General features: G+C 70.6%; 17 protein-coding genes. 15 read left to right on the top strand and 2 right to left on the bottom strand.

Translation table 11 applies throughout. The annotated features are described in order from the left end of the window. Positions 1–42 precede the first annotated feature (42 nt). The 10 genes from gltB to ACZ6JY_RS23635 all read left to right on the top strand — a co-directional run bounded on the left by gltB (position 43) and on the right by ACZ6JY_RS23635 (position 14,265). Positions 43–4,623 (top strand): glutamate synthase large subunit, encoded by a 4,581-nt coding sequence (gene gltB, locus ACZ6JY_RS23680; RefSeq protein ID WP_469198489.1) that lies wholly within the window; start codon positions 43–45, stop codon positions 4,621–4,623. After that, positions 4,616–6,076, top strand: a complete 1,461-nt coding sequence (locus ACZ6JY_RS23675) for a glutamate synthase subunit beta (RefSeq protein ID WP_469198487.1) — start codon at positions 4,616–4,618, stop codon at positions 6,074–6,076. The genes gltB and ACZ6JY_RS23675 overlap by 8 nt, the downstream gene beginning before the upstream one ends. A 374-nt stretch (positions 6,077–6,450) precedes the next feature. Continuing rightward, positions 6,451–7,752: a sugar ABC transporter substrate-binding protein gene (locus ACZ6JY_RS23670; RefSeq protein WP_469198485.1), complete on the top strand. Its 1,302-nt coding sequence runs from the start codon at positions 6,451–6,453 to the stop codon at positions 7,750–7,752. A gap of 47 nt (positions 7,753–7,799) precedes the next feature. Continuing rightward, positions 7,800–8,789 (top strand): carbohydrate ABC transporter permease, encoded by a 990-nt coding sequence (locus tag ACZ6JY_RS23665; RefSeq protein ID WP_469198784.1) that lies wholly within the window; start codon positions 7,800–7,802, stop codon positions 8,787–8,789. Further along, a complete protein-coding gene (locus ACZ6JY_RS23660; RefSeq protein ID WP_469198483.1) occupies positions 8,786–9,661 on the top strand; it encodes a carbohydrate ABC transporter permease in 876 nt (291 codons plus the stop codon). Before ACZ6JY_RS23665 ends, ACZ6JY_RS23660 begins: the two co-directional genes overlap by 4 nt. Before the next feature lie 27 nt (positions 9,662–9,688). After that, positions 9,689–10,411, top strand: a complete 723-nt coding sequence (locus ACZ6JY_RS23655) for a vWA domain-containing protein (RefSeq protein WP_469198481.1) — start codon at positions 9,689–9,691, stop codon at positions 10,409–10,411. Positions 10,412–10,526: 115 nt separating this feature from the next. After that, positions 10,527–11,099: a dihydrofolate reductase family protein gene (locus ACZ6JY_RS23650; RefSeq protein WP_469198479.1), complete on the top strand. Its 573-nt coding sequence runs from the start codon at positions 10,527–10,529 to the stop codon at positions 11,097–11,099. Between the two features lie 243 nt (positions 11,100–11,342). Beyond that, a complete protein-coding gene (locus ACZ6JY_RS23645; RefSeq protein WP_037661310.1) occupies positions 11,343–11,546 on the top strand; it encodes a cold-shock protein in 204 nt (67 codons plus the stop codon). 141 nt (positions 11,547–11,687) lie between these two features. Beyond that, positions 11,688–13,268 carry a DEAD/DEAH box helicase gene (locus tag ACZ6JY_RS23640; protein ID WP_469198476.1) on the top strand — a complete coding sequence of 527 codons (1,581 nt, stop codon included), beginning with the start codon at positions 11,688–11,690 and terminating at the stop codon, positions 13,266–13,268. 133 nt (positions 13,269–13,401) lie between these two features. Continuing rightward, a complete protein-coding gene (locus tag ACZ6JY_RS23635; protein WP_469198474.1) occupies positions 13,402–14,265 on the top strand; it encodes a pentapeptide repeat-containing protein in 864 nt (287 codons plus the stop codon). A 13-nt stretch (positions 14,266–14,278) separates the two neighbouring features. On the opposite strand, the gene ACZ6JY_RS23630 is transcribed toward ACZ6JY_RS23635, so the two are convergent. Next, positions 14,279–15,199, bottom strand: a complete 921-nt coding sequence (locus ACZ6JY_RS23630; protein WP_469198472.1) for a hypothetical protein — start codon at positions 15,197–15,199, stop codon at positions 14,279–14,281. Positions 15,200–15,448: 249 nt separating this feature from the next. On the opposite strand from ACZ6JY_RS23630, the gene ACZ6JY_RS23625 reads away from it, so the two are divergent. Next, complete coding sequence (locus ACZ6JY_RS23625) at positions 15,449–16,246, top strand: S1 family peptidase (RefSeq protein ID WP_469198470.1); 798 nt, start codon at positions 15,449–15,451, stop codon at positions 16,244–16,246. 181 nt (positions 16,247–16,427) lie between these two features. After that, positions 16,428–19,535 carry an endo-alpha-N-acetylgalactosaminidase family protein gene (locus tag ACZ6JY_RS23620; RefSeq protein WP_469198468.1) on the top strand — a complete coding sequence of 1,036 codons (3,108 nt, stop codon included), beginning with the start codon at positions 16,428–16,430 and terminating at the stop codon, positions 19,533–19,535. Between the two features lie 96 nt (positions 19,536–19,631). On the opposite strand, the gene ACZ6JY_RS23615 is transcribed toward ACZ6JY_RS23620, so the two are convergent. Next, positions 19,632–21,425, bottom strand: a complete 1,794-nt coding sequence (locus ACZ6JY_RS23615; protein WP_469198466.1) for a glycoside hydrolase family 35 protein — start codon at positions 21,423–21,425, stop codon at positions 19,632–19,634. Between the two features lie 133 nt (positions 21,426–21,558). Between ACZ6JY_RS23615 and ACZ6JY_RS23610 the strand changes: the two genes are divergently transcribed. The 3 genes from ACZ6JY_RS23610 (at position 21,559) to pepN (ending at position 25,782) form a co-directional block, all read left to right on the top strand. Further along, positions 21,559–22,467 carry a helix-turn-helix domain-containing protein gene (locus tag ACZ6JY_RS23610; RefSeq protein WP_469198464.1) on the top strand — a complete coding sequence of 303 codons (909 nt, stop codon included), beginning with the start codon at positions 21,559–21,561 and terminating at the stop codon, positions 22,465–22,467. A gap of 11 nt (positions 22,468–22,478) precedes the next feature. Further along, positions 22,479–22,841 (top strand): chorismate mutase, encoded by a 363-nt coding sequence (locus tag ACZ6JY_RS23605; RefSeq protein WP_469198462.1) that lies wholly within the window; start codon positions 22,479–22,481, stop codon positions 22,839–22,841. A gap of 328 nt (positions 22,842–23,169) precedes the next feature. Further along, complete coding sequence (gene pepN / locus ACZ6JY_RS23600; protein WP_469198461.1) at positions 23,170–25,782, top strand: aminopeptidase N; 2,613 nt, start codon at positions 23,170–23,172, stop codon at positions 25,780–25,782. Positions 25,783–25,826 lie beyond the last annotated feature (44 nt).

Raw genomic sequence — 25,826 nt, 5'->3', positions numbered from 1 at the left:
GGCCTGGGAGGTCCCCCAGCCTCGACGACGACGGGAGTGCCGATGCGTACCCACGCCTGGTCGCCCATGGATGGTCGCCCCGCCCCCCAGGGCATGTACGACCCCCGTAACGAGCACGACGCCTGCGGTGTCGGGTTCGTGGCCACCCTCACCGGTGTAGCCAGCCATGAGCTGGTCGAACAGGCGCTGACGGTACTGCGCAACCTCGAACACCGTGGCGCCACCGGGTCCGAGCCCGACTCCGGTGACGGCGCGGGCATCCTGCTCCAGGTCCCGGACGCCTTCCTGCGAGAAGTGGCCGGATTCGAACTTCCCGCGGCCGGTGCCTATGCGGTAGGCATCGCCTTCCTGCCCGTCGATACCGCGGGCACCACCGACGCCGCCGTCTCACAGATCGAGACGATCGCCTCGGAGGAGGGCCTCACCGTCCTCGGCTGGCGCGAGGTTCCCGTCGCCCCCGAGCTGCTCGGCGCCACCGCCCGCTCGACGATGCCCGTCTTCCGGCAGATCTTCGTGGCCGACGGCGAGAACAGCGGCCTGGCCCTGGACCGCAAGGCGTTCATGCTGCGCAAGCGCGCCGAGCGCGAGGCCGGGACCTACTTCCCCTCGCTCTCCGCCCGCACGATCGTCTACAAGGGCATGCTGACCACCGGCCAGCTGGAGCCGTTCTTCCCCGACCTGTCCGACCGCCGCTTCGCCACGGCCGTCGCGCTCGTCCACTCCCGCTTCTCGACGAACACGTTCCCGAGCTGGCCGCTCGCGCACCCGTACCGCTTCGTCGCGCACAACGGTGAGATCAACACCGTCAAGGGCAACCGCAACTGGATGCGGGCCCGCGAGTCGCAGCTCGCCTCCGACCTGTTCGGCGGCGACGGCAACGACAAGGACCTCGCGCGCGTCTTCCCGATCTGCACGCCCGACGCCTCCGACTCGGCGTCCTTCGACGAGGTGCTCGAACTCCTGCACCTCGGCGGACGCTCGCTCCCGCACTCCGTCCTGATGATGATCCCCGAGGCCTGGGAGAACCACGCCTCGATGGAGCCGGCACGGCGCGCCTTCTACCAGTTCCACTCCACGATGATGGAGCCCTGGGACGGCCCCGCCTGCGTCACCTTCACCGACGGCGTCCAGGTCGGCGCCGTGCTCGACCGCAACGGTCTGCGCCCCGGCCGCTACTGGGTCACCGACGACGGCCTCGTCGTCCTCGGCTCCGAGGTCGGCGTCCTCGACATCGACCCGGCGAAGGTCGTCCGCAAGGGCCGCCTCCAGCCCGGCCGCATGTTCCTCGTCGACACCGCCGAGCACCGCATCGTCGAGGACGACGAGATCAAGGCGGGCCTCGCCGCCGAGAAGCCGTACCAGGAGTGGCTGGAGGCCGGCGAGATCGAGCTCTCCGACCTGCCCGAGCGCGAGCACATCGTGCACACGCACGCCTCCGTCACGCGCCGCCAGCAGACCTTCGGCTACACCGAGGAAGAGCTGCGCATCATCCTCGCCCCGATGGCCAAGAACGGCGGCGAGCCGCTCGGCTCCATGGGCACGGACACCCCCATCGCGGCCCTCTCCGAGCGCCCGCGGCTGATCTTCGACTACTTCACGCAGCTCTTCGCGCAGGTCACCAACCCGCCGCTGGACGCCATCCGTGAAGAGCTCGTCACCTCGCTGCACAGCTCGCTCGGCCCGCAGGGCAACCTGCTCGAACCGACCGCCGCGTCGTGCCGCAGCGTCACGCTGCCCTTCCCGGTCATCGACAACGACGAGCTGGCCAAGCTCATACACATCAACGCCGACGGCGACATGCCCGGCATGACGGCCGTCACCCTCTCCGGCCTCTACCGCGTCGGCGACGGCGGCCAGGCACTCGCCGCCCGCATCGACGAGATCTGCTCCGAGGCCGACGCCGCCATCGAGGCCGGCGCCCGCCTGATCGTGCTCTCCGACCGGCACTCCGACGCCGAGCACGCGCCGATCCCCTCGCTGCTGCTCACCTCGGCCGTCCACCACCACCTCATCCGCACCAAGCAGCGCACCCAGGTGGGCCTGCTCGTGGAGGCGGGCGACGTCCGCGAGGTCCACCACGTGGCCCTCCTCATCGGCTACGGCGCCGCGGCCGTCAACCCGTACCTGGCGATGGAGTCCGTCGAGGACCTCGTCCGCGCGGGCACGTTCCTGCCGGGCATCGAGGCCGAGCAGGCCATCCGCAACCTGATCTACGCACTCGGCAAGGGCGTCCTGAAGGTCATGTCCAAGATGGGCATCTCCACCGTCGCCTCCTACCGCGGCGCCCAGGTCTTCGAGGCCGTCGGCCTTGAGCAGTCCTTCGTCGAGCGGTACTTCAGCGGTACGACGACGAAGATCGGCGGCGCCGGTCTCGACGTCATCGCCCAGGAGGTCGCCGCCCGGCACGCCAAGGCCTACCCGGCCTCCGGCGTCCCCTCGGCACACCGCGCCCTCGACATCGGCGGCGAGTACCAGTGGCGCCGCGAGGGCGAACCGCACCTGTTCGACCCCGAGACGGTCTTCCGCCTCCAGCACTCCACGCGCAACCGCCGCTACGACGTCTTCAAGCAGTACACGGACCGCGTCAACGAGCAGTCCGAGCGCCTGATGACGCTGCGCGGCCTGTTCAACTTCACGTCGGACCGCCCGTCGGTCCCCCTCGACGAGGTCGAGCCCGCCTCCGAGATCGTCAAGCGGTTCTCCACCGGCGCCATGTCGTACGGCTCGATCTCCAGCGAGGCGCACGAGACGCTCGCCATCGCCATGAACCAGCTCGGCGGCAAGTCCAACACCGGTGAGGGCGGCGAGGACGCGGACCGCCTGTACGACCCGGCGCGCCGCTCGTCCATCAAGCAGGTCGCCTCCGGCCGCTTCGGCGTGACCTCGGAGTACCTCGTCAACGCCGACGACATCCAGATCAAGATGGCGCAGGGCGCGAAGCCCGGCGAGGGCGGCCAGCTGCCAGGCCACAAGGTCTACCCGTGGGTCGCCAAGACGCGTCACTCGACGCCCGGCGTCGGCCTCATCTCGCCGCCGCCGCACCACGACATCTACTCCATCGAAGACCTCGCCCAGCTGATCCACGACCTCAAGAACGCCAACCCGCAGGCGCGCATCCACGTCAAGCTGGTCTCCGAGGTCGGCGTCGGCACGGTCGCCGCGGGCGTCTCCAAGGCCCACGCGGACGTCGTCCTCATCTCCGGCCACGACGGCGGCACCGGCGCCTCCCCGCTGACCTCGCTCAAGCACGCGGGCGGCCCCTGGGAGCTCGGCCTCGCCGAGACCCAGCAGACCCTGCTGCTCAACGGCCTGCGCGACCGCATCGTCGTACAGACCGACGGCCAGCTCAAGACCGGCCGCGACGTCATCATCGCCGCGCTGCTCGGCGCCGAGGAGTTCGGTTTCGCGACCGCGCCGCTCGTCGTCTCCGGCTGCGTCATGATGCGCGTCTGTCACCTGGACACCTGCCCGGTGGGCATCGCCACGCAGAACCCCGAGCTGCGGAGCCGCTTCTCCGGCAAGGCCGAGTACATCGTCAACTTCTTCGAGTTCATCGCCGAAGAGGTCCGCGAGCTCCTCGCCGAGCTGGGCTTCCGCTCCATCGAGGAGGCCGTCGGCCACGCCGAGTTCCTCGACACCGAGAAGGCCGTCACCCACTGGAAGGCGCAGGGCCTGGACCTGGCACCGCTCTTCCACGTGCCGGCCCTGCCCGCCGGTGCCGTGCGCCACCAGATCGCCGTCCAGGACCACGGCCTGGAGAAGGCGCTCGACAACGAGCTGATCAAGCTCTCCGCCGACGCGCTCTCGGCCTCCAGCGCCACCGACGCGCAGCCCGTCCGCGCCCAGGTCGCCATCCGCAACATCAACCGCACGGTCGGCACCATGCTCGGCCACGAGGTGACGAAGAAGTTCGGCGGCGCGGGCCTGCCCGACGACACCATCGACATCACCTTCACCGGCTCGGCGGGCCAGTCCTTCGGTGCCTTCATCCCGCGCGGTGTGACGCTGCGCCTGGAGGGCGACGCCAACGACTACGTCGGCAAGGGCCTCTCCGGCGGCCGTGTCATCGTCCGCCCGGACCGCGGCGCCGACCACCTCGCCGAGTACTCGACGATCGCCGGCAACACCATCGCGTACGGCGCGACCGGCGGCGAGCTCTTCCTGCGGGGCCGCACCGGCGAGCGCTTCTGCGTCCGCAACTCCGGCGCCACGGTCGTCTCGGAGGGCGTGGGCGACCACGGCTGCGAGTACATGACCGGCGGCCACGCGGTCGTCCTCGGCGAGACCGGACGCAACTTCGCGGCCGGCATGTCCGGCGGCATCGCGTACGTCATCGACCTCGACCGCGACAACGTCAACGCCGGCAACCTCGCGGCCGTCGAACCCCTCGACGAATCCGACAAGCAGTGGCTGCACGACGTCGTGCGCCGCCACGCCGAGGAGACCGGCTCGACCGTGGCCGAGAAGCTCCTCGCCGAGTGGGCCGTCTCCGTGGACCGCTTCAGCAGGATCATCCCCAGCACGTACAAGGCAGTGCTCGCCGCCAAGGACGCCGCCGAGCGAGCCGGTCTCTCCGAGACCGAGATCACCGAGAAGATGATGGAGGCGGCGACCAATGGCTGATCCCAAGGGCTTTCTCAACCACGGCCGCGAGGTCGCGCAGACCCGCCCGGTCGGCGAGCGCGTCCAGGACTGGAACGAGGTCTACGTACCCGGTTCGCTCCTCCCGATCATCTCCAAGCAGGCCTCGCGCTGCATGGACTGCGGCATCCCGTTCTGCCACAACGGCTGTCCGCTCGGGAACCTCATCCCGGAGTGGAACGACTACGCCTACCGCGAGGACTGGTCGGCCGCGCAGGAGCGCCTGCACGCCACGAACAACTTCCCGGAGTTCACGGGCCGCCTCTGCCCGGCCCCGTGCGAGTCGGCGTGCGTGCTCGGCATCAACCAGCCGCCCGTGACCATCAAGAACGTCGAGGTCTCGATCATCGACCAGGCGTGGGACCGCGGCGACGTCGCGGCCCAGGCCCCGGAGCGGCTCTCCGGCAAGACGGTCGCGGTCATCGGCTCGGGCCCCGCGGGCCTGGCCGCCGCCCAGCAGCTCACGCGGGCCGGCCACACCGTCGCCGTCTACGAGCGCGCCGACCGCATCGGCGGCCTGCTGCGCTACGGCATCCCCGAGTTCAAGATGGAGAAGCGGCACATCAACCGCCGCATCGAGCAGATGCGGGCGGAGGGCACCAAGTTCCGCACCGGCGTGGAGATCGGCCGCGACATCGACGCGGCGAAGCTGCGCAAGCGCTACGACGCCGTGGTCATCGCCGCGGGATCCACCATCTCCCGCGACCTCCCCGTGCCGGGCCGCGACCTGAACGGCATCCACTTCGCCATGGAGTACCTGCCGCTCGCCAACAAGGTCCAGGAGGGCGACTTCGTGGCGCCCCCCATCACCGCCGAGGGCAAGCACGTCGTCGTCATCGGCGGCGGCGACACCGGCGCGGACTGCGTGGGCACCGCCCACCGTCAGGGCGCGGCCTCCGTGACCCAGCTGGAGATCATGCCGAAGCCGGGCGAGGAGCGAGCCGCGCACCAGCCGTGGCCGACCTTCCCGATGCTGTACAAGGTCACCTCCGCGCACGAGGAGGGCGGCGAGCGGGTCTACGCCGTCAACACGACCCACTTCGAGGGCGACGAGGACGGCAACGTCCAGTTCCTGCACATGGTCGAGGTCGAGTTCATCGAGGGCAAGCTGACCCCGAAGCCGGGCACCGAGCGCAAGATCCCCGCCCAGCTCGTCACCCTCGCGATGGGCTTCACCGGCACGGACCGGGAGAACGGCCTGGTGGACCAGTTCGCCCTGGAGCTCGACGAGCGCGGCAACGTCGCACGCGACGCCGAGTTCCAGACGAACGTCCCCGGCGTCTTCGTCGCGGGCGACGCCGGCCGCGGCCAGTCGCTCATCGTCTGGGCCATCGCCGAGGGCCGTTCGGCGGCACGCGGCGTCGACCGCTTCCTCACCGGCGCGAGCGACCTGCCCGCCCCGATCCGCCCGACGGACCGGGCCCTGACGGCCTGACCCCACCCCCCCCCAGTACGTCCCGTACAACGGAGTACGGAACTGAAGCGGCGCCCGCCTCGTCCCCGACCGGACCTGGGCGGGCGCCGTGGCGTGTGCGGGGGCGATATCCCGCTGATTGCGCGAAAATCCCGCCGACACGCCGTATTTCGCGGGACTTTTCCGCGATGCCGCAGTTCAGTGGAGGCGTGGCCGCAACCCGGACGTCCAGCGGTTGCGGGGGGTGCAACACGCATTGCGCATTGCGCTGGCCGCAATGCGCATTACGGTTCGGCAGCAGCCCCCGATGGGTCTAGACCGGCTGGAGTCCGTGTGGCAACAATCACTCCACGACGGACAGCGCAGGAAACAGCACTACTCACTAGGGGGCCGGCATGAAGCGACGTGTCATCGCGGCTGGTTGTATCGCCATGAGTCTCGGACTGACCGCCACGGCGTGCGGCGGCGATGACGGCGACACGGGCGACAGCGCCACGGACGGCAAGGGCAAGACGCTGACCGTGTGGATCATGGAGGGGACCAACCCCGACGCCCGCCCGTTCTTCAAGGAGGCCGGAGACGCCTTCGAGAAGAAGACCGGCGCCAAGATCAAGGTCGAGTACCAGCAGTGGGCCACGGCCCAGAAGAAGTTCACGACCGCCATCGAGGGCGGCGCGGAGCAGGTGCCCGACGTGGCGGAGGTCGGCACCACCTGGGTGCCGCAGTTCGCCGAGATGGACGCGCTCGTCGACGTCACCGACGACGTGAAGAAGTCCGGCCTCGGTGACGACCTCGTCGAGGGCCTCAAGGACGCGGGCACGCTCGACGGCAAGCAGTACGGCATGCCGTGGTACGCGGGCGTGCGCTCCATCGTCTACCGCAAGGACATCTTCGAGAAGCACGACCTGAAGCCCCCGACCACCTGGAAGGAGCTCCGGTCGGCCGCCACGACGCTGAAGAAGAAGGAGCCGAAGCTGGTCTCCTTCCCCGTCGCGGGCGGCGCCGAGATGTTCGCGGCGCCCTTCGTCTGGGGCGCGGGCGGCGAGCTTGCCACCGAGTCCGGCGGCAAGTGGAAGTCGGGCATCAACTCGCCCGAGGCGGTCAAGGGCATCGAGTTCTACACGGGCCTCGCCACCAAGGACAAGGTCTCCCCGGCCAAGGTCAACACCTGGACCGAGAAGGAGGTCGGCGACGCCTGGAACAAGAGCGAGATCGCCATGGCCATCGGTGGCAACTGGACCCCGAAGGCCATCGTCGACGCCAACCCCGACCTCAAGGGCAAGCTCGGCGCGGTGCCGATCCCGGGCGAGAACGGCGGCATGAGCAAGTCCTTCCTCGGCGGCTCCTACCTGTCCACGTTCGACACGGACAAGAAGGCCCTCGCCTGGGAGTTCGTGAAGATGCTGACCACCGGCGAGTTCGCCGCCAAGTGGGCCGAGCAGACCAACTACTTCCCCGGCCAGAACTCCGAGCTGAAGAAGATCGCGGCGAAGAAGGACCCGCTGGTCGAGCCGTTCGCCAAGCAGATGCTCGAAGCGGGCGCCACGGTCCCCAAGACCAAGGCCTACGGTGAGATCCAGGCCTCCAAGGTCATCCCCCGCATGGTCCAGTCGATCCTGACCGGCAAGGCCTCCGTCCAGGAAGCCGCCGACAAGGCCGCCCAGGACATGGACGCGATCTTCGCCAAGGACAAGTGAGCGAGGACGAGTTCGGCACTGTGAAGGATGCGACAGTCGTGACAGACGTGCTCGTCGGCGACGGGCCGGAGGAGACTCCGGCCCGCCGCGGCCCCCTCCAGCGGGACACCGGCGGAGCCGAAGCGGCCCGCCGCCGCAAGAACCTGATCAACATCACCCGCCCCTGGCTCCTGCTCGCCCCCTCCCTGGTGGTCCTCGCCGGCCTGCTGCTCTGGCCGCTGATCCAGGTCGGCAAGCTCTCCCTCCAGGACTACGCCGTCAAGTTCGGCGGCGGCGTCGGCACCTACACCGGGTTCGACCACTACAGCGACCTGCTCTCCAGCAGCCTGCTGTGGAAGACGGTCCTGCCCAACACCGTCTTCTTCGCCATCGCCTGCGTCGGCCTCACCGTCGGCCTCGGCACGCTCGTGGCGCTGCTGCTCAACCGCCTCGGGGCCACCTGGCGGCTGATCTGCTCCATCGCGATCCTCGCCGCCTGGGCCATGCCCGCGGTGACGGGCACGTACGTCTGGATCTGGCTCTTCCAGCCGCAGGACGGCATGGTCAGCCAGATCGCGGGCTCCATCGGCCTGATCGACCCGGAGACCACCAACTGGTTCACCGAGCGCGGCCCGTTCTACGCCATCGCCACCCTGAACGTCATCCACCACGGCTTCCCGTTCGTCGCCATCACCGTCCTCGCGGGCCTGATGACGATCCCCAAGGAGCTGTACGAGGCCGGGGAACTGGACGGCGCCAACGCCTGGCAGCGGTTCTGGAACATCACCGTGCCGACGATCAAGCCGGTCTTCCTCGTGGTGACCATCCTCTCCACCATCTGGGACTTCAAGGTCTTCACCCAGATCTACCTTCAGCCCGGCGGCGACGGCTCCAACGAAGAGGTCTACAACCTCGGCGTCTTCTCCTACATCCAGGCCTTCGCCAAGAACGACTACGGCGCGGGCGCCGCGGCAGCCGTCCTGCTGACCGTGCTGCTCCTGCTCATCACGATCGTCTACATCCGCACGCTGTTCCGACAGGGGGAGGAGGACCTGTGACCACCGCCAAGCTCCCGGCCCGGCCGCCGGCCACGGGCAAGCCCCGCCGCCGCACCTCGCTCGGCTCGCGGATCGGACTGCCGGTCGCGGTCGCCGCGCTGCTCGTCTTCACGCTCTTCCCCGTGTACTGGATGATCTCCACGGCACTGGACCCCAAGGCGATCAGCCGGGGCTCGGACGTGCTGCCGAGCGGCCTGAGCCTCGAACACTTCACGTTCGTCTTCGAGAAGGGCAACTTCGGCACCTACCTGCTGAACTCCGCCCTCGTCGGCCTCGCCACGATCGCCGCGGCGGCGCTGCTCTCGCTCTTCGCGGCCATCGCGGTGGCACGGTTCAAGTTCCGCTTCCGCACCTCCGTACTGATCATGATCCTGATCGTGCAGATGGTGCCGCTCGAAGCGCTCGTCATCCCGCTCTTCATCCAGATGCGGGACTACGAAATGCTCAACTCCCTGCTGGGCCTGAGCATCGTCTACATCGCGCTCTCGCTCCCCTTCGCGATCTGGACGCTGCGCGGCTTCGTCGCCACCATCCCCAAGGAGATCGAGGAGGCCGCCTACATCGACGGCGCCTCCTGGTTCCGGATGTTCTGGTCGGTGCTGCTGCCGCTGGTCGCGCCGGGGCTCGTCGCCACGTCGATCTTCGCCTTCATCACGGCGTGGAACGAGTTCGTCTTCGCGTACACCTTCATGAAGGGCAGCGACAAGTACACCGCCGCCGTCGGCATCTACCAGTTCTTCGGGGAGAACTCGACGTCCTGGGGCCCGGTCATGGCCAGCTCCACGCTGGTCACCGTGCCGGTGATGATCTTCTTCGTGATCGTGCACCGTAAGCTGGGCTCGGGCCTGGCGGCGGGCGCCGTCAAGGGCTGACACCCGCGCGGGGGAGTGGAGCGGCACATGGGACCGGCGATCAGTCTGCACACGGTGGAGGAGTCCGCGCCCGCGCTGGTCAGCCTCTACAAGAGCGCCGGGGTCTCCCTGCGCAAGCACGGCCTCGACGGGGCACGGGCCGCGGTCTACCTCGTCATCGACTACTCCGGGTCCATGCGGCCCTACTACAAGGACGGCAGCGTCCAGGCCCTGGCCGACCGGGTCCTCGGCCTCTCCGCCCACCTCGACGACGACGGGTCCGTGCCCACCGTCTTCTTCTCCACGGAGGTCGACGCGGTGACCGACATCGCGCTCGACCGCCACCACGGCCGCGTCGACGAGATCGTCGCCGGGCTCGGACACATGGGCAAGACCAGCTACCACCTGGCCATGGACGCCGTCATCGACCACTACATGGACAGCGGCTCCACCGCCCCCGCCCTGGTGATCTTCCAGACGGACGGCGGCCCCATCAACAAGTTCGCCGCCGAGCAGTACCTGTGCAAGGCGGCGCGGCTCCCGCTGTTCTGGCAGTTCATAGGCTTCGGCGACCCGGAGAGCAAGCAGTTCGACTACCTCCGCAAGCTCGACGAACTCGCCGTCCCCGCCAAGCGCCCGGTCGACAACGCGGGCTTCTTCCACGCGGGCGACGACCCGCTGGCGCTGCCGGACGACCGGCTCTACGACCGGCTGGTGGGGGAGTTCCCCGCCTGGCTCGCGGCGGCGCGGGCGAGCGGGATCGTGGCGTAGGCACCGGCCTCGCCGAACCGGGCGCGCGGCGACCGATGAGTTCCCGGGGTGCCCGCGGTCAGACTCCATGCACGGCAAGCCATCGCAGCACCGGAACCAACCCCGAGGACCCCTGATGCGCACTCTGATCAGCACCGCCTTCGTCTCCCTCGACGGCGTCGTCGAGGCCCCGGGCGGCGAACCCGGCTACCGGAACTCCGGGTGGACCTTCAAGGACATGGAGTTCCTGCCCGAGGCGTTCGAGATCAAGGACAGGGAGCAGAAGGAAGCCGCCGCGATGCTGCTCGGCCGGGTCAGCTACGAGTCGTTCAGCGCCGTGTGGCCCGACATGGCGGAGTTCACCGACTACAAGACGCTGCCGAAGTACGTCGTGTCCAGCACGCTCACCGAGGGCGACCTGGTGACGAACTGGGGCGAGACCACGATCCTGCGTACGCTCGACGACGTCGCCGCGCTGAAGGAGACCGAGGGCGGCCCGATCATCGTCCACGGCAGCGCCACCCTGAACCACGGCCTCTCCGACGCCGGCCTGATCGACCGCTACCACCTGCTCGTCTTCCCGCTCCTGCTCGGCGCGGGCAAGCGGCTCTTCAGCGCGACGGACAAGGACACCCAGAAGCTGCGGCTCGTCGAGCACGAGGCGTACGCCAACGGTCTCCAGAAGAACGTCTTCGACGTCGTACGCTAGCCCGCGCCGGCCCCCCGCGGGCCCGCGCGGCCCGCGGACGCACGGCCGGGAACAACCGGCCGCCGAGGCGTGTTAAAGTTATGTGTTGCAGTTTTGGTACCCATGAACTTTATGTGCGCCTGACGGGAATGCTCCGAGGGCGCATATTTGTTTTTCCGGTTCTCTCCGGATGGGGTCATTGCAGCGCTGAAGGCTCACAATTCGGTGATTCTTCATACTCTGCCCCTGTTGAGGAGATTTGACATGGCAACCGGCACCGTAAAGTGGTTCAACTCGGAAAAGGGCTTCGGCTTCATCGAGCAGGACGGCGGCGGCCCCGACGTCTTCGCCCACTACTCCAACATCGCGTCCTCGGGCTTCCGTGAGCTCCTCGAGGGCCAGAAGGTTTCCTTCGACGTGACCCAGGGCCAGAAGGGCCTGCAGGCCGAGAACATCGTTCCTGCCTGATCGTCGCAGCGCGCGAACCTCACAGCCGAGGCCCGCACCTTCGGGTGCGGGCCTCGGCTTGCGCTGTCATCGGGCCCGACGGGCCCAGAGCCGCACCGGCTCAGAGGTCCGGAAAGTCCAGCATCAGGAAGGCACTACTGCATGAACCGCTCCGAAGGCCCGGCACGACCCGCACGCAAGCGACCCACGAACGCAGGCGGCAGGGGGCGGCCGAACGGCCAGGCGAAGGGCGCCGCGGCTTCCGCGAGGAAGCCCGCGGGACGTAAGCCCAAGCCCGCCCAGGGCGGCGAATTCGCGCTGCCCGAGAGCCTCACGCCCGCACTGCCGGCCGTCGAGGCCTTCGCCGACCTCGACATGCCCGAAGCCCTCCTGAAGACGCTGGCCGCCCAGGGTGTCACCGACCCCTTCCCGATCCAGGCCGCCACTCTTCCGAACTCCCTCGCGGGCCGCGACATCCTCGGCCGCGGGCGCACCGGATCCGGCAAGACCCTGGCCTTCGGCCTCGCCCTCCTGGCCCGTACGGCAGGACAGCGCGCCGAGCCGAAGTCCCCGCTCGCCATGGTCCTGGTCCCCACGCGTGAGCTGGCCCAGCAGGTGACGGACGCCCTCACCCCGTACGCGACCTCGGTCAACCTGCGCCTCGCCACCGTCGTCGGCGGCCTGTCGATCAGCAAGCAGTCGAACACGCTGCGTCGCGGCGCGGAGGTCCTCGTGGCCACGCCCGGCCGCCTCAAGGACCTGATCGAACGAGGCGACTGCGACCTGTCACGGGTGCGCACGACCGTCCTCGACGAAGCCGACCAGATGGCCGACATGGGCTTCATGCCGCAGGTCACGGCGCTGCTCAGGCAGGTCGAGCAGGGCGGCCAGACGATGCTGTTCTCGGCGACGCTCGACAAGAACATCGACCGGCTCGTCCGGATGTTCCTCACCGACCCCGTCGTGCACTCCGTCGACCCGTCCGCGGGCGCCGTCACGACGATGGAGCACCACGTGCTCTACGTCGCCGACGAGACGGACAAGAAGGCCGTCGCCATGCGCATCGCCGCCCGTGAGGGGCGCGTGATCATGTTCCTGGACACCAAGCGGGCCGTGGACCGCTTCACCAAGCGGCTTCTCGCCAACGGTGTACGCGCCTCCGGCCTGCACGGCGGCCGCTCGCAGCCGCAGCGCAACCGTACGCTCGACCAGTTCAAGACCGGGCAGGTCACCGCGCTGGTCGCCACGAACGTCGCGGCGCGCGGCATCCACGTCGACGACCTCGACCTCGTCGTGAACATCGATCCGCCCGCCGACCACAAGGACTACCTCCACCGGGGTGGGCGTACCGCCCGCGCGGGGGAGTCCGGCAGTGTCGTCACGCTCGTCCTCCCCGAGGAGAAGCGGGACATGACGCGGCTGATGTCCGACGCGGACATCCGTCCCCGTACGGCTCGGATCTCGTCCTCCGACGAGGAGCTCGTACGGATCACCGGGGCGCGCGAGCCCTCGGGGGTGCCGGTGGTCATCGAGGTCCCGCAGCCCACGCAGCCCTCCGGGCAGGGGACGCGGCGGCGTCGGCCGCGCGGTGGCGCCTCCGCCGGGCCCTCCGGGCAGGGCGGGCAGGGGCAGCGTCGGGTTCCCCGCCAGGGCGGGGGGCAGGCCCGTGGTTCGGCCGGTGCCAGTCCCCGCAGGGGCCGTCCGGCCGGGGGAGCGCAGGGAGGGCGTCGCAGCGCGGCGTGACGCTGCCGCTTTGCCTGAGTAATCGCCTTCCCCGCCGTGGTGGCTTTTCGCCGCTCCGCGGCGGGGTTTCCCACCCGTTTGCCCCGTGGCGGGGGCCTCTCCGTAGGGTGGGTTCGTTCACGTAGGAGCCCCCATGGCACAGGACCGCCGCCGCGAGACCGTCGCGTTGCCTCTCGTCGGAGACGACCGCGCGGCGCTCCGCGCCGACTGCGCCAACTGCTTCGGGCTCTGCTGCGTCGCGCTGACCCTCACCAAATCCGCGGACTTCCCCGTGAACAAGGCCGCGGGGCAGCCCTGCACCAACCTCGGTGAGGACTTCCGCTGCGGCATCCACCGCGACCTGCGGAAGAAGGGCTTCCAGGGCTGCACGGTCTACGACTGCTTCGGCGCGGGCCAGCACGTCTCGCAGCACACCTTCGACGGCACGGACTGGCGCGAGGACAAGGCCACCGCCCGCCGGATGTTCGAGGTCTTCCCGGTCGTGCGGCAGCTCCACGAACTCCTCTGGTACCTGACGGACGCGCTGAGCCGCCCCCGGGCCGCCCCGCTCACCGCGGAGCTGAAGAAGGCCCTCGCGGAGACGGAGCGACTGGCCGCCGGCACCCCCGAGGCCGTGGCGGACGTCGACGTGGCCGCGCACCGCCAGGACGTCAACGCCCTTCTCCTGCGCACCAGCGAACTCGTCCGCAAGGGCGCCACCGGCAAGAAGAAGCAGCGCCGGGGCGCCGACCTCATCGGGGCACGGCTCAAGGCCGCCGACCTCAGGGGCGCCGACCTCCGCGGTGCCTACCTGATCGGCGCCGACCTCCGCGACGCGGACCTGCGCGAGGCCGACCTGATCGGCGTGGACTTCCGCGACGCGGACCTGCGCGGCGCCGACCTCACCGGCGCGCTGTTCCTCACCCAGTCGCAGGTGAACGCGGCCAAGGGCGACGCCCGCACGAAGCTGCCGAGCACCTTGCACCGCCCGAGCCACTGGACACCGGCCGAAGCCTAGGCCCGCCCAGCGCCTACGTGTCGCACTCCAGCACCGCCCGGCACAACCCGCAGCGCGCCCGCACCCGCCCCTGGACCGGCACCCGTATCCGCTGCCGGCAGACCGGGCAGGGGAAGGCCACCCGCAGCGCACCGCGCCCGTCCCCGGAGAACGCGTACCCCTCGTCGGCTCCGCCGGCTCCGGTGACTCCCGGCGCCCCTGCGGCCCTGTGATCCACCGCGTACCGTCGGTCCTTCGCGTACCGCCGCTTCCCCACCCACCCGGCGGCCGTCAGCGGAGGCTGCTGTTCGTCACGGCGGGCCCGGGCGAGGCCCTTGGTGTACGCCGTGTAGGCCTGCGCGCTGGTGAACCACGTCTCCGGGGCCTCGCCGAACGCCAACGCCCGCTTGGCCAGGACGTATCCGTACTCCTCCGGCGTCAGATAGCCCAGCTTCTGCGAGGAGACACCGTCCTCGCGGTAGGCGTCGAGGAGGAGCCAGCCCGCGCCCAGGTACGCGGCGGCGGTATCGGTCAGGATCTCGTTGTCACGGGTGCCGGGGAACGTCAGGCCGAGGCGGTGCAGATACACGTGCATGACCTCGTGGGCGAGGGCCGCGCCGATGTCCCGCCGGTGGGTGCGGAAACGGTCGTTGAGCTCGACGAAGTACTCCGGCCCGGCGGCGAGTTCGACGGACGCCGCGTGCCGCATCTCCCGGAAGCCGACGATCACGCGGGCGTCGGGGAGGCGCAGGTGCCGCACCATCTCGCGGGCCACGCGCTGCGCGCCCAGATGCAGGTCGTCCTGGTCGCCGAAGGCCACGTCGACGGGGGCCACGCTGGTGTCGAAGGTGCGGACCGTGTCGTACGAGAGGCGTTTGTAGAGCGCGGTGATGGCGGCGCGGACGGTCTCCAGATGGGGATAGCCGTGCACGACAGGCCCACCGCCGTCCGCCACGCCCCCACCCCCTGACGCCACCACCGGCCATCACGTCTGCGGCCACTGTACGGCCGGCCACCGACACCGGACCGGGCGCACACGACAGGCCGTGGCTGGAAACCGCCCCTTGTCCTGAGCGGACATCGATCTCCATAATCCGCAGCAACGCTTTGGCGGGCTCATGCCACCCTCACGTACTCCCGTGCGGTCGGCAGGGGCCCGCTCAGGCGTGTATCCCCCCACGAACCCCCCACGAAGGGAAGACAATTGAAGACCAAGCTGCGTGGAGTGAAGAGAGCCGCCACCCTCGGCGCGATCGCTCTGGCCACCGTCAGCCTTCAGCCCCTGGCCGCTCAGGCGGCGCCGAACCCGGGCCCCCAGCCGGGTGAGCGCATAGTCGGCGGCACCCCCGCCGAACAGGGTGAGTTCCCGTTCATGGTCCGTCTGTCGATGGGCTGTGGCGGCGCGCTGTACGCCCAGGACGTCGTCCTGACCGCCGCTCACTGCGTGGACGGCTCCGGCGACAACACGAGCATCACCGCCACCGGCGGTGTCGTGGACCTGGAGAGCCCCGACGCGATCAGCGTCAAGTCCACCAAGGTCCTGCAAGCCCCCGGCTACGACGGCAAGGGCAAGGACTGGGCGCTCATCAAGCTCGCCAAGCCGATCGACCAGCCCACGCTGAAGATCGCCAAGGACACCACGTACAACGAGGGTGACTTCACCGTCGCGGGCTGGGGCGCCGACAAGGAGGGCGGCCAGCAGCAGCAGAACCTCCTCAAGGCGACCGTCCCGTTCGTCAGCGACGCCGACTGCGAGGCCGCGTACGGCGACGACCTGACGCCCGGTGAGGAGCTCTGCGCGGGCAAGCTCGCCGAGGGCGGCACGGACACCTGCCAGGGCGACTCCGGCGGCCCGATGTTCCGCAAGGACGAGGCCGGCGAGTACATCCAGGTCGGCATCGTGAGCTGGGGCAACGGCTGCGCGCGGCCGAAGTTCCCCGGCGTCTACACCGAGGTGTCGACCTTCGCTGCCGACATAGAGAAGGCGGCCGCGGGACTCTGAGTTCCGGCACGGCCCGACGCTCCACGCACGGGGCGCCCGCACCCGCGGGCGCCCCGTCGCGCTGCCCGGCCCGCCCCAGGCCCCCGTTAGTCCAACACCTGCCCCTCCTTTGTCCATGGGCGCCCCCGGCCGGACCCGCGCATCGTGAGCCGCACGAGTTCCGTCCACCGAGGGGTGCCGCATGCTGCCGTCAGACAGGTCCGGGCCGAGCCGCCGAGCCGTGGTCGCCACGGGCGCGATAGCCGGGGTGGGGGCCGCCCTGGGGGCGGCAGGGAGCGCGTTCGGCGCGCCCGGCGCGGCCAAGCGCCCCGCGGGCGAGGTGGTCCTGCGCTCGGCCGCCCTGGACGTCCGCGTCGCGGGCGACTTCCCCCGCGTCATCTCGTACACCGACCGCGCGAGCGGTGCCGTACTGCACGGCCGGGCGGAGCCGCTGGGCGCGGTGATCGTCGACGGGGCGGAGCGGACGCCGGAGGTCACCGCTTCGCCGGGCAGGGACCGCATCTCGTACGAAATGCTCTTCGACGGCGGCACCCGGATCGACGTGGAGATCGCGGTCGAGGGGCGGCAGGTCCACTGGCGGGTCACGAGGATCGCGGACACGGACACGCTGCGAGTCGGCACCCTGCGCATACCCGGGCTCGCCCTGCTCTCCGTACGCAGTGACCAGCCCGGCGCCGCCCTGCTCGCCGCCAAGGTGCAGCTGGACAAGGCCAAGAGCGGCGACACGCTCGTGCGGCCGCGGAAGGACACGCCCGCCGAGGCGGCCGTCGGATGCGCGTACGCCGTCGTCGCGCACGACGGGCTCGGCGGGGCGGTCGAGACGAACACCGTCTACGACAAACCCACCGGCGAGGCGGGCACCACCTGGGAGAACGGCCGACTGTGGCGCGAGACGGTGCGCAGCGGCGACCACGTGGAGGCCAGGCTGAGCCCGGGGCAGTGGACGCACCGCGCCGCGACCGCGCCCGTCGACGCCACCGAACCCCTCCCGTACGCCACCGTCGTGATCACCGGCGACCGCAACGGCGACGGCAAGGTCGACTGGCAGGACGCCGCGATCGCCTTCCGCGACATCATGGTCACCCCGCTCGGCGCCGACGAACAGCATCTGCGCGTCGTCCCGCACATCCCGTTCAACTTCGCCTCACAGGCCACCAACCCCTTTCTGGCCACCCTCGACAACGTCAAGCGCATCCACCTGGCGACCGACGGCCTCGGCCAGTACACGCTCCTGAAGGGCTACCAGTCCGAGGGGCACGACTCCGCCCACCCCGACTACGCCGGCAACTACAACGAGCGTGCGGGCGGCCTCAAGGACCTCAACACCCTGGTCCACGAGGGCAAGAAGTGGAACAGCACCTTCAGCGTGCACGTCAACGCCACCGAGTCCTACCCCGTCGCCCACGCCTTCTCCGAGAAGCTCGTCGACAGACGCGACGAGCAGTGGGACTGGCTCGACCAGAGCTACCGCATCGACCAGCGCCGCGACCTCGTCTCCGGCGACATCGTGCGCCGCTTCGCCGACCTGCGCGCCCAGACCGACGATGGCCTGAACGCCCTGTACATCGATGTGTTCCGCGAATCCGGCTGGACCTCCGACCGCCTCCAGCGCGCCCTGCGCGAACAGGGCTGGACGATCACCACCGAGTGGGGCCACGGCTTGGAACGCTCCGCGGTCTGGTCGCACTGGGCCACCGAGACCGACTACGGCGGCGACACCTCGCGCGGCCTCAACTCCCGCCTGATCCGCTTCGTCCGCAACCACCAGAAGGACGTCTTCGCCGACAAGTGGCCCACCCTCCTCGGCATCGCCCGCATGGGCAACTTCGAGGGCTGGATCGGCAAGACCGACTGGCACGCCTTCTACGAGCTGATCTGGACCCACTCGCTGCCCGCCAAGTACCTCCAGGCGTACCCCATCAAGACCTGGGACGAGCACGAGATCACCTTCTTCGGAGCGGCGGGCTCCAGGGCGAGCGGGACGACGGTCTCCGACGCCTCGGGCAAGCGCCGCATCACCACCGACGGAAACGTCGTCTACGAAGACGGCCGTTACCTGCTGCCCTGGGAGCCCCGCAAGGCCACCGCTCCCGCCAAGCTGTACCACTACAACCCCGCGGGCGGCAGCAGCGACTGGCGCCTCCCGCGCGCGTGGGCCAAGCGCTCCCGCGTCGCCCTGTACCGGCTCACCGACCAGGGCAGGGTCTTCGAGTCGTACGTCTCCGTAGTGGACGGCAAGGTCACCCTCAAGGCGGAGGCGAAGCAGCCCTACGTCCTCTACCGCGAGCGCGCCGCCGCCCTGCCCGACCCGAAGTGGGGGCAGGGCACTCCGCTGCGCGACCCGGGCTTCCACTCCGGCTCCCTCAAGGGGTGGAAGGTCAGCGGGCCCGCCGCCGTGGAACTCAGCGCGCTCGGCGACCACGAACTGGTCATCGGCGCGGGCGGCGCGGCATCCGTCGGACAACGGCTCGCCCGCCTCAAAGCCGGTACGTACGTCGCCTCCGTACAGGTCGAGGTCGGCGAGAAGGCGGGGGAGCGGCGCAAGGCGTCCCTGGAGGTGCGCACCGCCGACGGAGTCACCGCGGCCAACTTCACCGAGACGTCCACCGCCGGCAACCACGTCGCCGCCGACCGCAAACACGGCACCCGGTTCCAGCGCATGTTCACCCGCTTCACCGTCCCCCAGGGCGGCGGCACCGCGGAGCTGACGCTGCGGGCCGAGGCGGGCCACGCGCGCGTGCGCTTCGACAACGTACGCGTCGTCGCCGCCCACCACCCGAAGACGCCCCGCGGCACCCTCGTCCACGAGGACTTCGAACACGTCCCGCAGGGCTGGGGCCCGTTCGTCAAGGGCGACGCCGGCGGCGCCACCGACCCGCGCACCCACATCGCCCAGCGCCACGCCCCGTACACCCAGCGCGGCTGGAACGGCAAGGAGATCGACGACGTCATCGACGGCACCAACTCCCTGAAGTCACGCGGCGAGAACACCGGACTCGTCTACCGCACCGTCCCGCACACCGTCCGCTTCACACCCGGCAAGCGCTACCGCGTCTCCTTCCGCCACGAGAACGAGAAGGCCGGCCAGTACGCCTGGATCACCGCCGTCGACGCCCCCGCCGCCCGCGAACTCGACCGCAAGCACCTCCCCGCCGCCACATCGCCCACCACCCTCACCTACGAGTTCACCGCCCCCGCCGAGGGCGAGGCCTGGGTGGGCCTGCGCAAGACCGGCGACGACGGCACGGCGGAGTTCGTGCTCGACGCCTTCCAGGTGGCCGAGATCTGAGCGCCTGAGATCTGACCGCCTGAGATCTGAGCGCCTGAGCTCTGACCGCCGCCCCGGCCGCGCCCACCCAGCGGGTGCGCGCGGCCGGCACCGCCCTCACCGCAGAACGACCCGCTCCCCGCCCCCCTCCAGCTCAAGGACCCACACCTCGTTCTCGCCCTCCCGCAGCACAGGACCCGGCACATAGAGAGACCTCTGCGGGCCCACCGACCAGTAACGCCCCAGGTTGAAGCCGTTCACCCACACGAAGCCACGCGTGAAGCCCGGCAGCTCCAGCGCGGCATCGCCCGCGCCACGCACGGACAGCGAACCCCGGTACAGGCCGGGCCGCCCCCGCGCCGGACCGCCCGCGGGGACCTCCCGCACCGCCGACGCCACGTCGAACGCGTCGAGCCGCAGCCCCCGCGCCCGTACCCCGTGCAGATACTGCCGCTCGTGCAGGACACCCCCCTCGATGCCCTTCGGCTCACCCATGCGCGGCCCGTAGTTGACCCGCCCCAGGGACTCCACCCACAGCTCCACGCGCGCGTACCCCGCGACCGGCTCCGCCAGGACCGGCTCGTCCTCGGTCAGGACCCCGGCCCGCTCCCCGTCCACGTACACGACCGCCCGGTCACGCAGCCCCCGCACGGACAGCGGGTAGGGGCCGCGCGGACCCGGCACCGTCAGCGCGTACCGCACCACGCCGCGGTCCACGTCGAGCTCCTCGAAGGTGGGCGGGACGGCGTGCTCCGCCTCCGGCGTACCGAGCCGGTCAAGGACCGTGTCCAGGGCCGCCCAGTCCGTCAGCGCCGCCGACACCGGGGCGCCAAGCACCGGCAGCGGCTCGGGAACCTCCGGCAAGGGCCCCGGCGCGTACCGCGCGAAGACCTCCCTGAACGCCCGGAACTTCGCCGTGGGACGGCCGTACTCGTCGATCGGCGCGTCATAGTCGTACGAGGTGACGTCGGGCTCAAGCGCCCCGTCGTGCAGCGCGCCACCCCCGCGGTTGGCGCCCGCCCAGCCCGCGAAGTTCGTGCCGCCGTGCGCCATGTACAGGTTCACCGACGCCCCGCACTCCAGGATCTCCGCCAGCGCCGCCGTCGCGTCGTCCGCGTCCCGCACGACGTGCTCCGCGCCCCAGTGGTCGAACCAGCCGCACCAGAACTCCATGCACATCAACGGCCCCGAAGGTCGGTGCCCGCGCAGCACCGCGAACGCCGCCCGGGCACCCGAACCGAAGTTGGCCGTGGCAAGGACACCCGGAATCGAACCGCCGGTCAGCATGTGGTCCTCGGGGCCGTCCGAGGTGAAGAGCGGCACCCGCACACCCCGCGCCCGCAGCAGGTCCGCGAGATGGGCCAGATACACCTGGTCCGAGCCGTAACTGCCGTACTCGTTCTCGACCTGCACCATGATCACGGGCCCGCCGTCAGGACCGCCGTACTGCCGCGGCACGACCTCCCGCAGCAGCCGCCGGAACCAGCGCCCCACATGCCCCAGATACTCCTCGTCCCGCGTCCGCGCACGCACCCCCACCACCCCCGTCAGCCAGTGCGGAAGGCCACCGTTCTCCCACTCCGCGCAGATGTACGGGCCCGGCCGCACGATCGCCCACAGGCCCGCGTCCCGCGCCGCGTCCAGGAAACGGCCGAGCGCCTCGACGTCCCGGTAGGTGCCCGGGAACGGCTCGTGCAGGTTCCACGGGACATACGTCTCCACACAGTTCAGGCCCAGCGCCCGCAGCATCGCCAGACGGTGCCCCCACTGCCCCTCGTGCACCCGGAAGTAGTGCAGCGCGCCGGAGAGCAGCCGCACCGGCCGCCCGTCCAGCTCGAAATCGTCCTCGCCGACCCGGAATCCGTCCTCGCCGACCCGGAAATCGTCCTCGCCGACCCTGAAATCGTCCATCGTGTCCCTTCGCTCACAGCACGCTCGCCCACGATCACCTCTGGCGGGCGGCAGGGTCCATGGACAAAGATCGGTTCCGGTTGGACGCAGCGAGCGGGACACATGCCTGGCCCGCACCGGAAGGGGCACGCGGATGTACCACACATGGATGCGGTATTTCACTCCCAGCCCGGCCCACCACCGGCTCGGCCTGGCCTGCCTCGGCGTCGGCCTCCAGCACGGCCTCCTGCCGACCGTGGGCCCGCGCACCCTCGACCACCACGTCGCCGTCGTCATCAGCGCGGGCGGCGGCTGGTTCCGCGGCCCCGACGGACGCCGTACGAAAGTGACCGCGCCCGCCCTGATCTGGCTCACCCCCGGCGTACGCCACCACTACGGGCCCGACCCCGACACCGGCTGGGACGAGTGCTTCGTCGACTTCACGGGACCCGCCACCGCCACCTACACCGAACTCGGCTACATCGAACCCACCCGAGCCGTCGTCCCCCTCTCCGACGCGGCAGGCGCACGCGCCGCCGTCGGCCGCATCGCCCGCGCCGCCCGCCGCGGCAACCCGCTCCTGGAAGTCGAGACCGGAGCCGCCGTCCACGAACTCCTCGTCGCCCTGCGCCGCGCCCGCGCCGACATCGCCCCCGACGGCGACCCCGTGCTCCAGGCCCTCGCCCGCGACGCCTTCCAGCCCCTGTCCGTCGCCGAACACGCCGCACGGCACGGCATGACCCCCGCCGAACTGCGCACCGCCGTACGCCGCGGCGCCGGATGCAGCCCCAAGGACTACCTCCTCGGCATCCGCCTCGGCCGCGCCAAGGAACTCCTCGCCGCCACCGAACTGCCCGTCGCCGCGGTGGCCCGCCGCGTCGGCTACGACGACCCGGCGTACTTTTCACGCCTTTTCACCCGCCGGGTCGGCACCGCCCCCGTCCGCTTCCGGGAACAGCAGGGCAGGGCCGTACCCGGCGGCTGGTCCCAACAAGTACCCGACCCCGACCACCCGCCGATTCTGCGCTCTTCCGCCGCGGGCGGACCCACCCCGGCAACGTAGGCTCGTGACCCATGACCACCAGCCACACCAGTGACGCGAACAGCGCGGACGCCCCCGGGAGCAACGCCGCCGGCACCCCCGAGGACCAGGCCGTCCACGCCGAGCTGTCCCGCCTGCGCGACAGCATCGACAACATCGACGCCGCCGTCGTCCACATGCTCGCCGAACGCTTCAAGTGCACCCAGCAGGTCGGCCACCTCAAGGCCAACCACCACCTGCCGCCCGCCGACCCCGCCCGCGAGGGCCGCCAGATCGCCCGCCTGCGCGAACTCGCCGAGAACGCCAAACTCGACCCGGCGTTCGCCGAGAAACTCCTCAACTTCATCATCGCCGAGGTGATCCGCCACCACGAGACGATCGCCAAGTCCTCCTAGGGCCTGTCGTTTGGATCATCTCGGCGTCGCGGGGTCTGGCACGCACTCCCCCACGCCTGAACGTCGCGGGGGGACCCCCACCGGCGTTGTCGTCGGTTGCCAACTCCCCCAAGCTCTCGGCTCTGCTCGAGCAGGGGGCACCCCCATCGCGTTGTCGCCCTCCTCCGCCTTGCAGCTGCACGCACCAGACCCCGCTCGGGCCAAGCCGAAAGGCACCGCCCCTCCAGCCGACCTGATCCAAACGACAGACCCTGGCGCCCACCCCCACGCGCGGGCGCCGGGAACCGACTCCTACACCGATGCCGGTGACATCGGGCAGCATGGGGCCATGCCCGTACTGACGCGCGACGAAGCGCAGACCCGTGCCCAGCTCATCGATGTCCACCGGTACACGGTCGAACTCGATCTGACCCAGGCGGCCGACGCCACCGGCGACACCTTCGAGTCCCGCACCACCATCCGCTTCAGCGCCCGCGCGGACGGCGCCACCTTCGTCGAGCTCAAGCCCGCCGCCCTGCACTCCGTCACCCTCGACGGGCAGCCCGTCGACCCCGCAGGACTCGACGACAACCGCCTCACCCTGCACGGCCTCACCACCGGCGAACACGAACTGCGCGTACACGCCGCCATGCGCTACTCGCACACCGGCGAGGGCATGCACCGCTTCACCGACCCCACCGACGGCGAGACCTACCTCTACACCCAGCTCTTCATGGAAGACGTGCAGCGCGTCTTCGCCGCCTTCGACCAGCCCGACCTGAAGGCCGTCTTCGAGCTGACCGTCACCGCCCCCGAGAACTGGACCGTCCTCGCCAACGGCGTCACCCGCCACCTCGGCGACGGCACCTGGCAGGCAGCGCCCACCCCCCTCATCTCCACCTACCTCGTCGCCGTCGCCGCAGGACCCTGGCACTCGGTGCGCACCGAACACCGCGGCCTGCCCTTCGGCATCCACTGCCGCCGGTCACTCGCGCCCCACATGGACACCGACGCCGACGAGATCCTCGGCCTCACCCGCGCCCTCTACGACCGCTACCACGAGAAGTTCGAGGAGCCCTACCCCTTCGACTCCTACGACCAGGCGTTCGTCCCCGAATTCAACGCCGGCGCCATGGAGAACCCCGGCCTCGTCACCTTCCGCGACGAGTTCATCTACCGCTCCGCCGTCACCGACACCGAACGCCAGACCCGCGCCATGGTCATCGCACACGAGATGGCCCACATGTGGTTCGGCGACCTCGTCACCCTGCGCTGGTGGGACGACATCTGGCTCAACGAGTCCTTCGCCGAGTACATGGGCTTCCAGACCACCGCCGAAGCCACCCTTCCCCAAGCTCTCAACTCCGTTCGAGCAGGGGATACCCCATCCACCGACCCGTGGACCAACTTCGGTATCGCCCGCAAATCCTGGGGCTACGACGCCGACCAACGCCCCTCCACCCACCCCGTCGCCCCCGACCCCGCCGCCGTGCCCGACACCGCCTCCGCGATGCTCAACTTCGACGGCATCTCCTACGCCAAGGGCGCGAGCGCCCTGCGCCAGCTCGTCGCCTGGCTCGGCGAGAAGGACTTCCTCGCCGGCATCAACACGCACTTCACCCGGCACAAGTTCGGCAACGCCACCCTCGCCGACTTCATCGACTCCCTCGCCCACGCCACCGACCGCGACGTCCACTCCTGGGCCGAGGCATGGCTGCGCACCACCGGCGTCGACACCCTGACCTCGAAGGTCAACCACGAGGGACGCCGGTGGACCCTCGGCATCGACCGTGACGGGGGCCGCGGGGACGGCGGCGAGGCGGTCCACGGGGACGGCGGCACAGCGGGCCGCGAGAGTGGGCGTCCCCACCGCGTCACCGTCGGCGTGTACGACCGTGACCTCGCCGGCGGCCCCGCGCTCGTCCTGCGCGAACGCTTCGAGACCGACATCTCCGCCACCACCACCGTCGAACGCGACGGCGGCCGCCCCGCCCTCGTCGTCCCCAACGACCAGGACGTCACCTACGCCAAGATCCGCCTGGACACGGCCTCCCAGGAGACCGCCCTCGCGAGCCTCTCCCAGGTCCCCGACCCGCTCACCCGCGCCGTCCTGTGGAACAGCCTGCGCGACATGGTCCGCGACGGCGAACTCCCCCCGGCCGTCTACCTGCGCGCCGCCCTCACCCACCTCCCCGAGGAGAGCGACCTCGCCGTCGTCCAGGGCGTCCTCACCTTCGCCACCGCCCACATCGCGGGCCGCTACACCGGCCCCGACGAACGGCCCGCCGCCCTCGCCACCCTCGGCGAACTCTGCCGCGACCTGATCCGCCGCACCGAGGACGGCTCCAACCCCGGCCTCCGCCTCACCGCCGTCCGCAGCGCCATCGACGTCGCCACCCAGCCGGCACCCCTGGAGGCCTGGCTCACCGAGGGCACCGTGCCCGGCGGCCCCGAACTCGACCCCGAACTGCGCTGGCGCGTCCTCGCCCGCCTCGCCGTCCTCGACGCGACCGACGAAGCCGCCATCGCCGCCGAACTGGCACGGGACCCCAGCGCCACCGGCCAGGAAGGCGCGGCACGCTGCCGGGCCGCACTGCCCGACGCCGCCGCCAAACGAGCCGCGTGGGAGGCCATGTTCGCCACCGACGAGCTGTCCAACTACCTCCTCAAGGCCACCGCCCAGGGCTTCTGGCAGCCCGAACAGGCCGACCTCGTACGGGAATACGTGCCGCGCTACTACGAGGACGCCGTCACCGTGGCGGCCCGGCGCGGCCCCGCCATCGCCGACGTCGTGGGCGCCTGGGCCTTCCCCGCACCCTTCGTCGACGCCGAGACGCTCCACCTCGGCGAGCGCTGCCTGCGCGACGCCGACCCCATCCCCGCCCTGCGCCGCAAATTCGCCGACCAACTCGACGACCTGGCACGGGCATTGCGCGTACGGGAAGGAAACGGCGGAGCCTGACCCCGGGCCGCCGGGCCGCCGGGCCGCCGGACGTAGGACCCACG

It is taken from the genome of Streptomyces sp. NPDC046335 (genome assembly GCF_055587985.1).
This window is presented reverse-complemented; position numbering and strand designations above follow the sequence as displayed.

Coding starts and splice junctions, on each gene's coding strand:
- ACZ6JY_RS23610 (WP_469198464.1), top strand. CDS start 21,559: ATGTACCACACATGGATGCGGTATTTCACTCCCAGCCCGGCCCACCAC.
- ACZ6JY_RS23655 (WP_469198481.1), top strand. CDS start 9,689: ATGGGACCGGCGATCAGTCTGCACACGGTGGAGGAGTCCGCGCCCGCG.
- ACZ6JY_RS23675 (WP_469198487.1), top strand. CDS start 4,616: ATGGCTGATCCCAAGGGCTTTCTCAACCACGGCCGCGAGGTCGCGCAG.
- ACZ6JY_RS23620 (WP_469198468.1), top strand. CDS start 16,428: ATGCTGCCGTCAGACAGGTCCGGGCCGAGCCGCCGAGCCGTGGTCGCC.
- ACZ6JY_RS23605 (WP_469198462.1), top strand. CDS start 22,479: ATGACCACCAGCCACACCAGTGACGCGAACAGCGCGGACGCCCCCGGG.
- ACZ6JY_RS23640 (WP_469198476.1), top strand. CDS start 11,688: ATGAACCGCTCCGAAGGCCCGGCACGACCCGCACGCAAGCGACCCACG.
- ACZ6JY_RS23615 (WP_469198466.1), bottom strand. CDS start 21,425: ATGGACGATTTCAGGGTCGGCGAGGACGATTTCCGGGTCGGCGAGGAC.
- ACZ6JY_RS23645 (WP_037661310.1), top strand. CDS start 11,343: ATGGCAACCGGCACCGTAAAGTGGTTCAACTCGGAAAAGGGCTTCGGC.
- ACZ6JY_RS23635 (WP_469198474.1), top strand. CDS start 13,402: ATGGCACAGGACCGCCGCCGCGAGACCGTCGCGTTGCCTCTCGTCGGA.
- gltB (WP_469198489.1), top strand. CDS start 43: ATGCGTACCCACGCCTGGTCGCCCATGGATGGTCGCCCCGCCCCCCAG.
- pepN (WP_469198461.1), top strand. CDS start 23,170: ATGCCCGTACTGACGCGCGACGAAGCGCAGACCCGTGCCCAGCTCATC.
- ACZ6JY_RS23650 (WP_469198479.1), top strand. CDS start 10,527: ATGCGCACTCTGATCAGCACCGCCTTCGTCTCCCTCGACGGCGTCGTC.
- ACZ6JY_RS23670 (WP_469198485.1), top strand. CDS start 6,451: ATGAAGCGACGTGTCATCGCGGCTGGTTGTATCGCCATGAGTCTCGGA.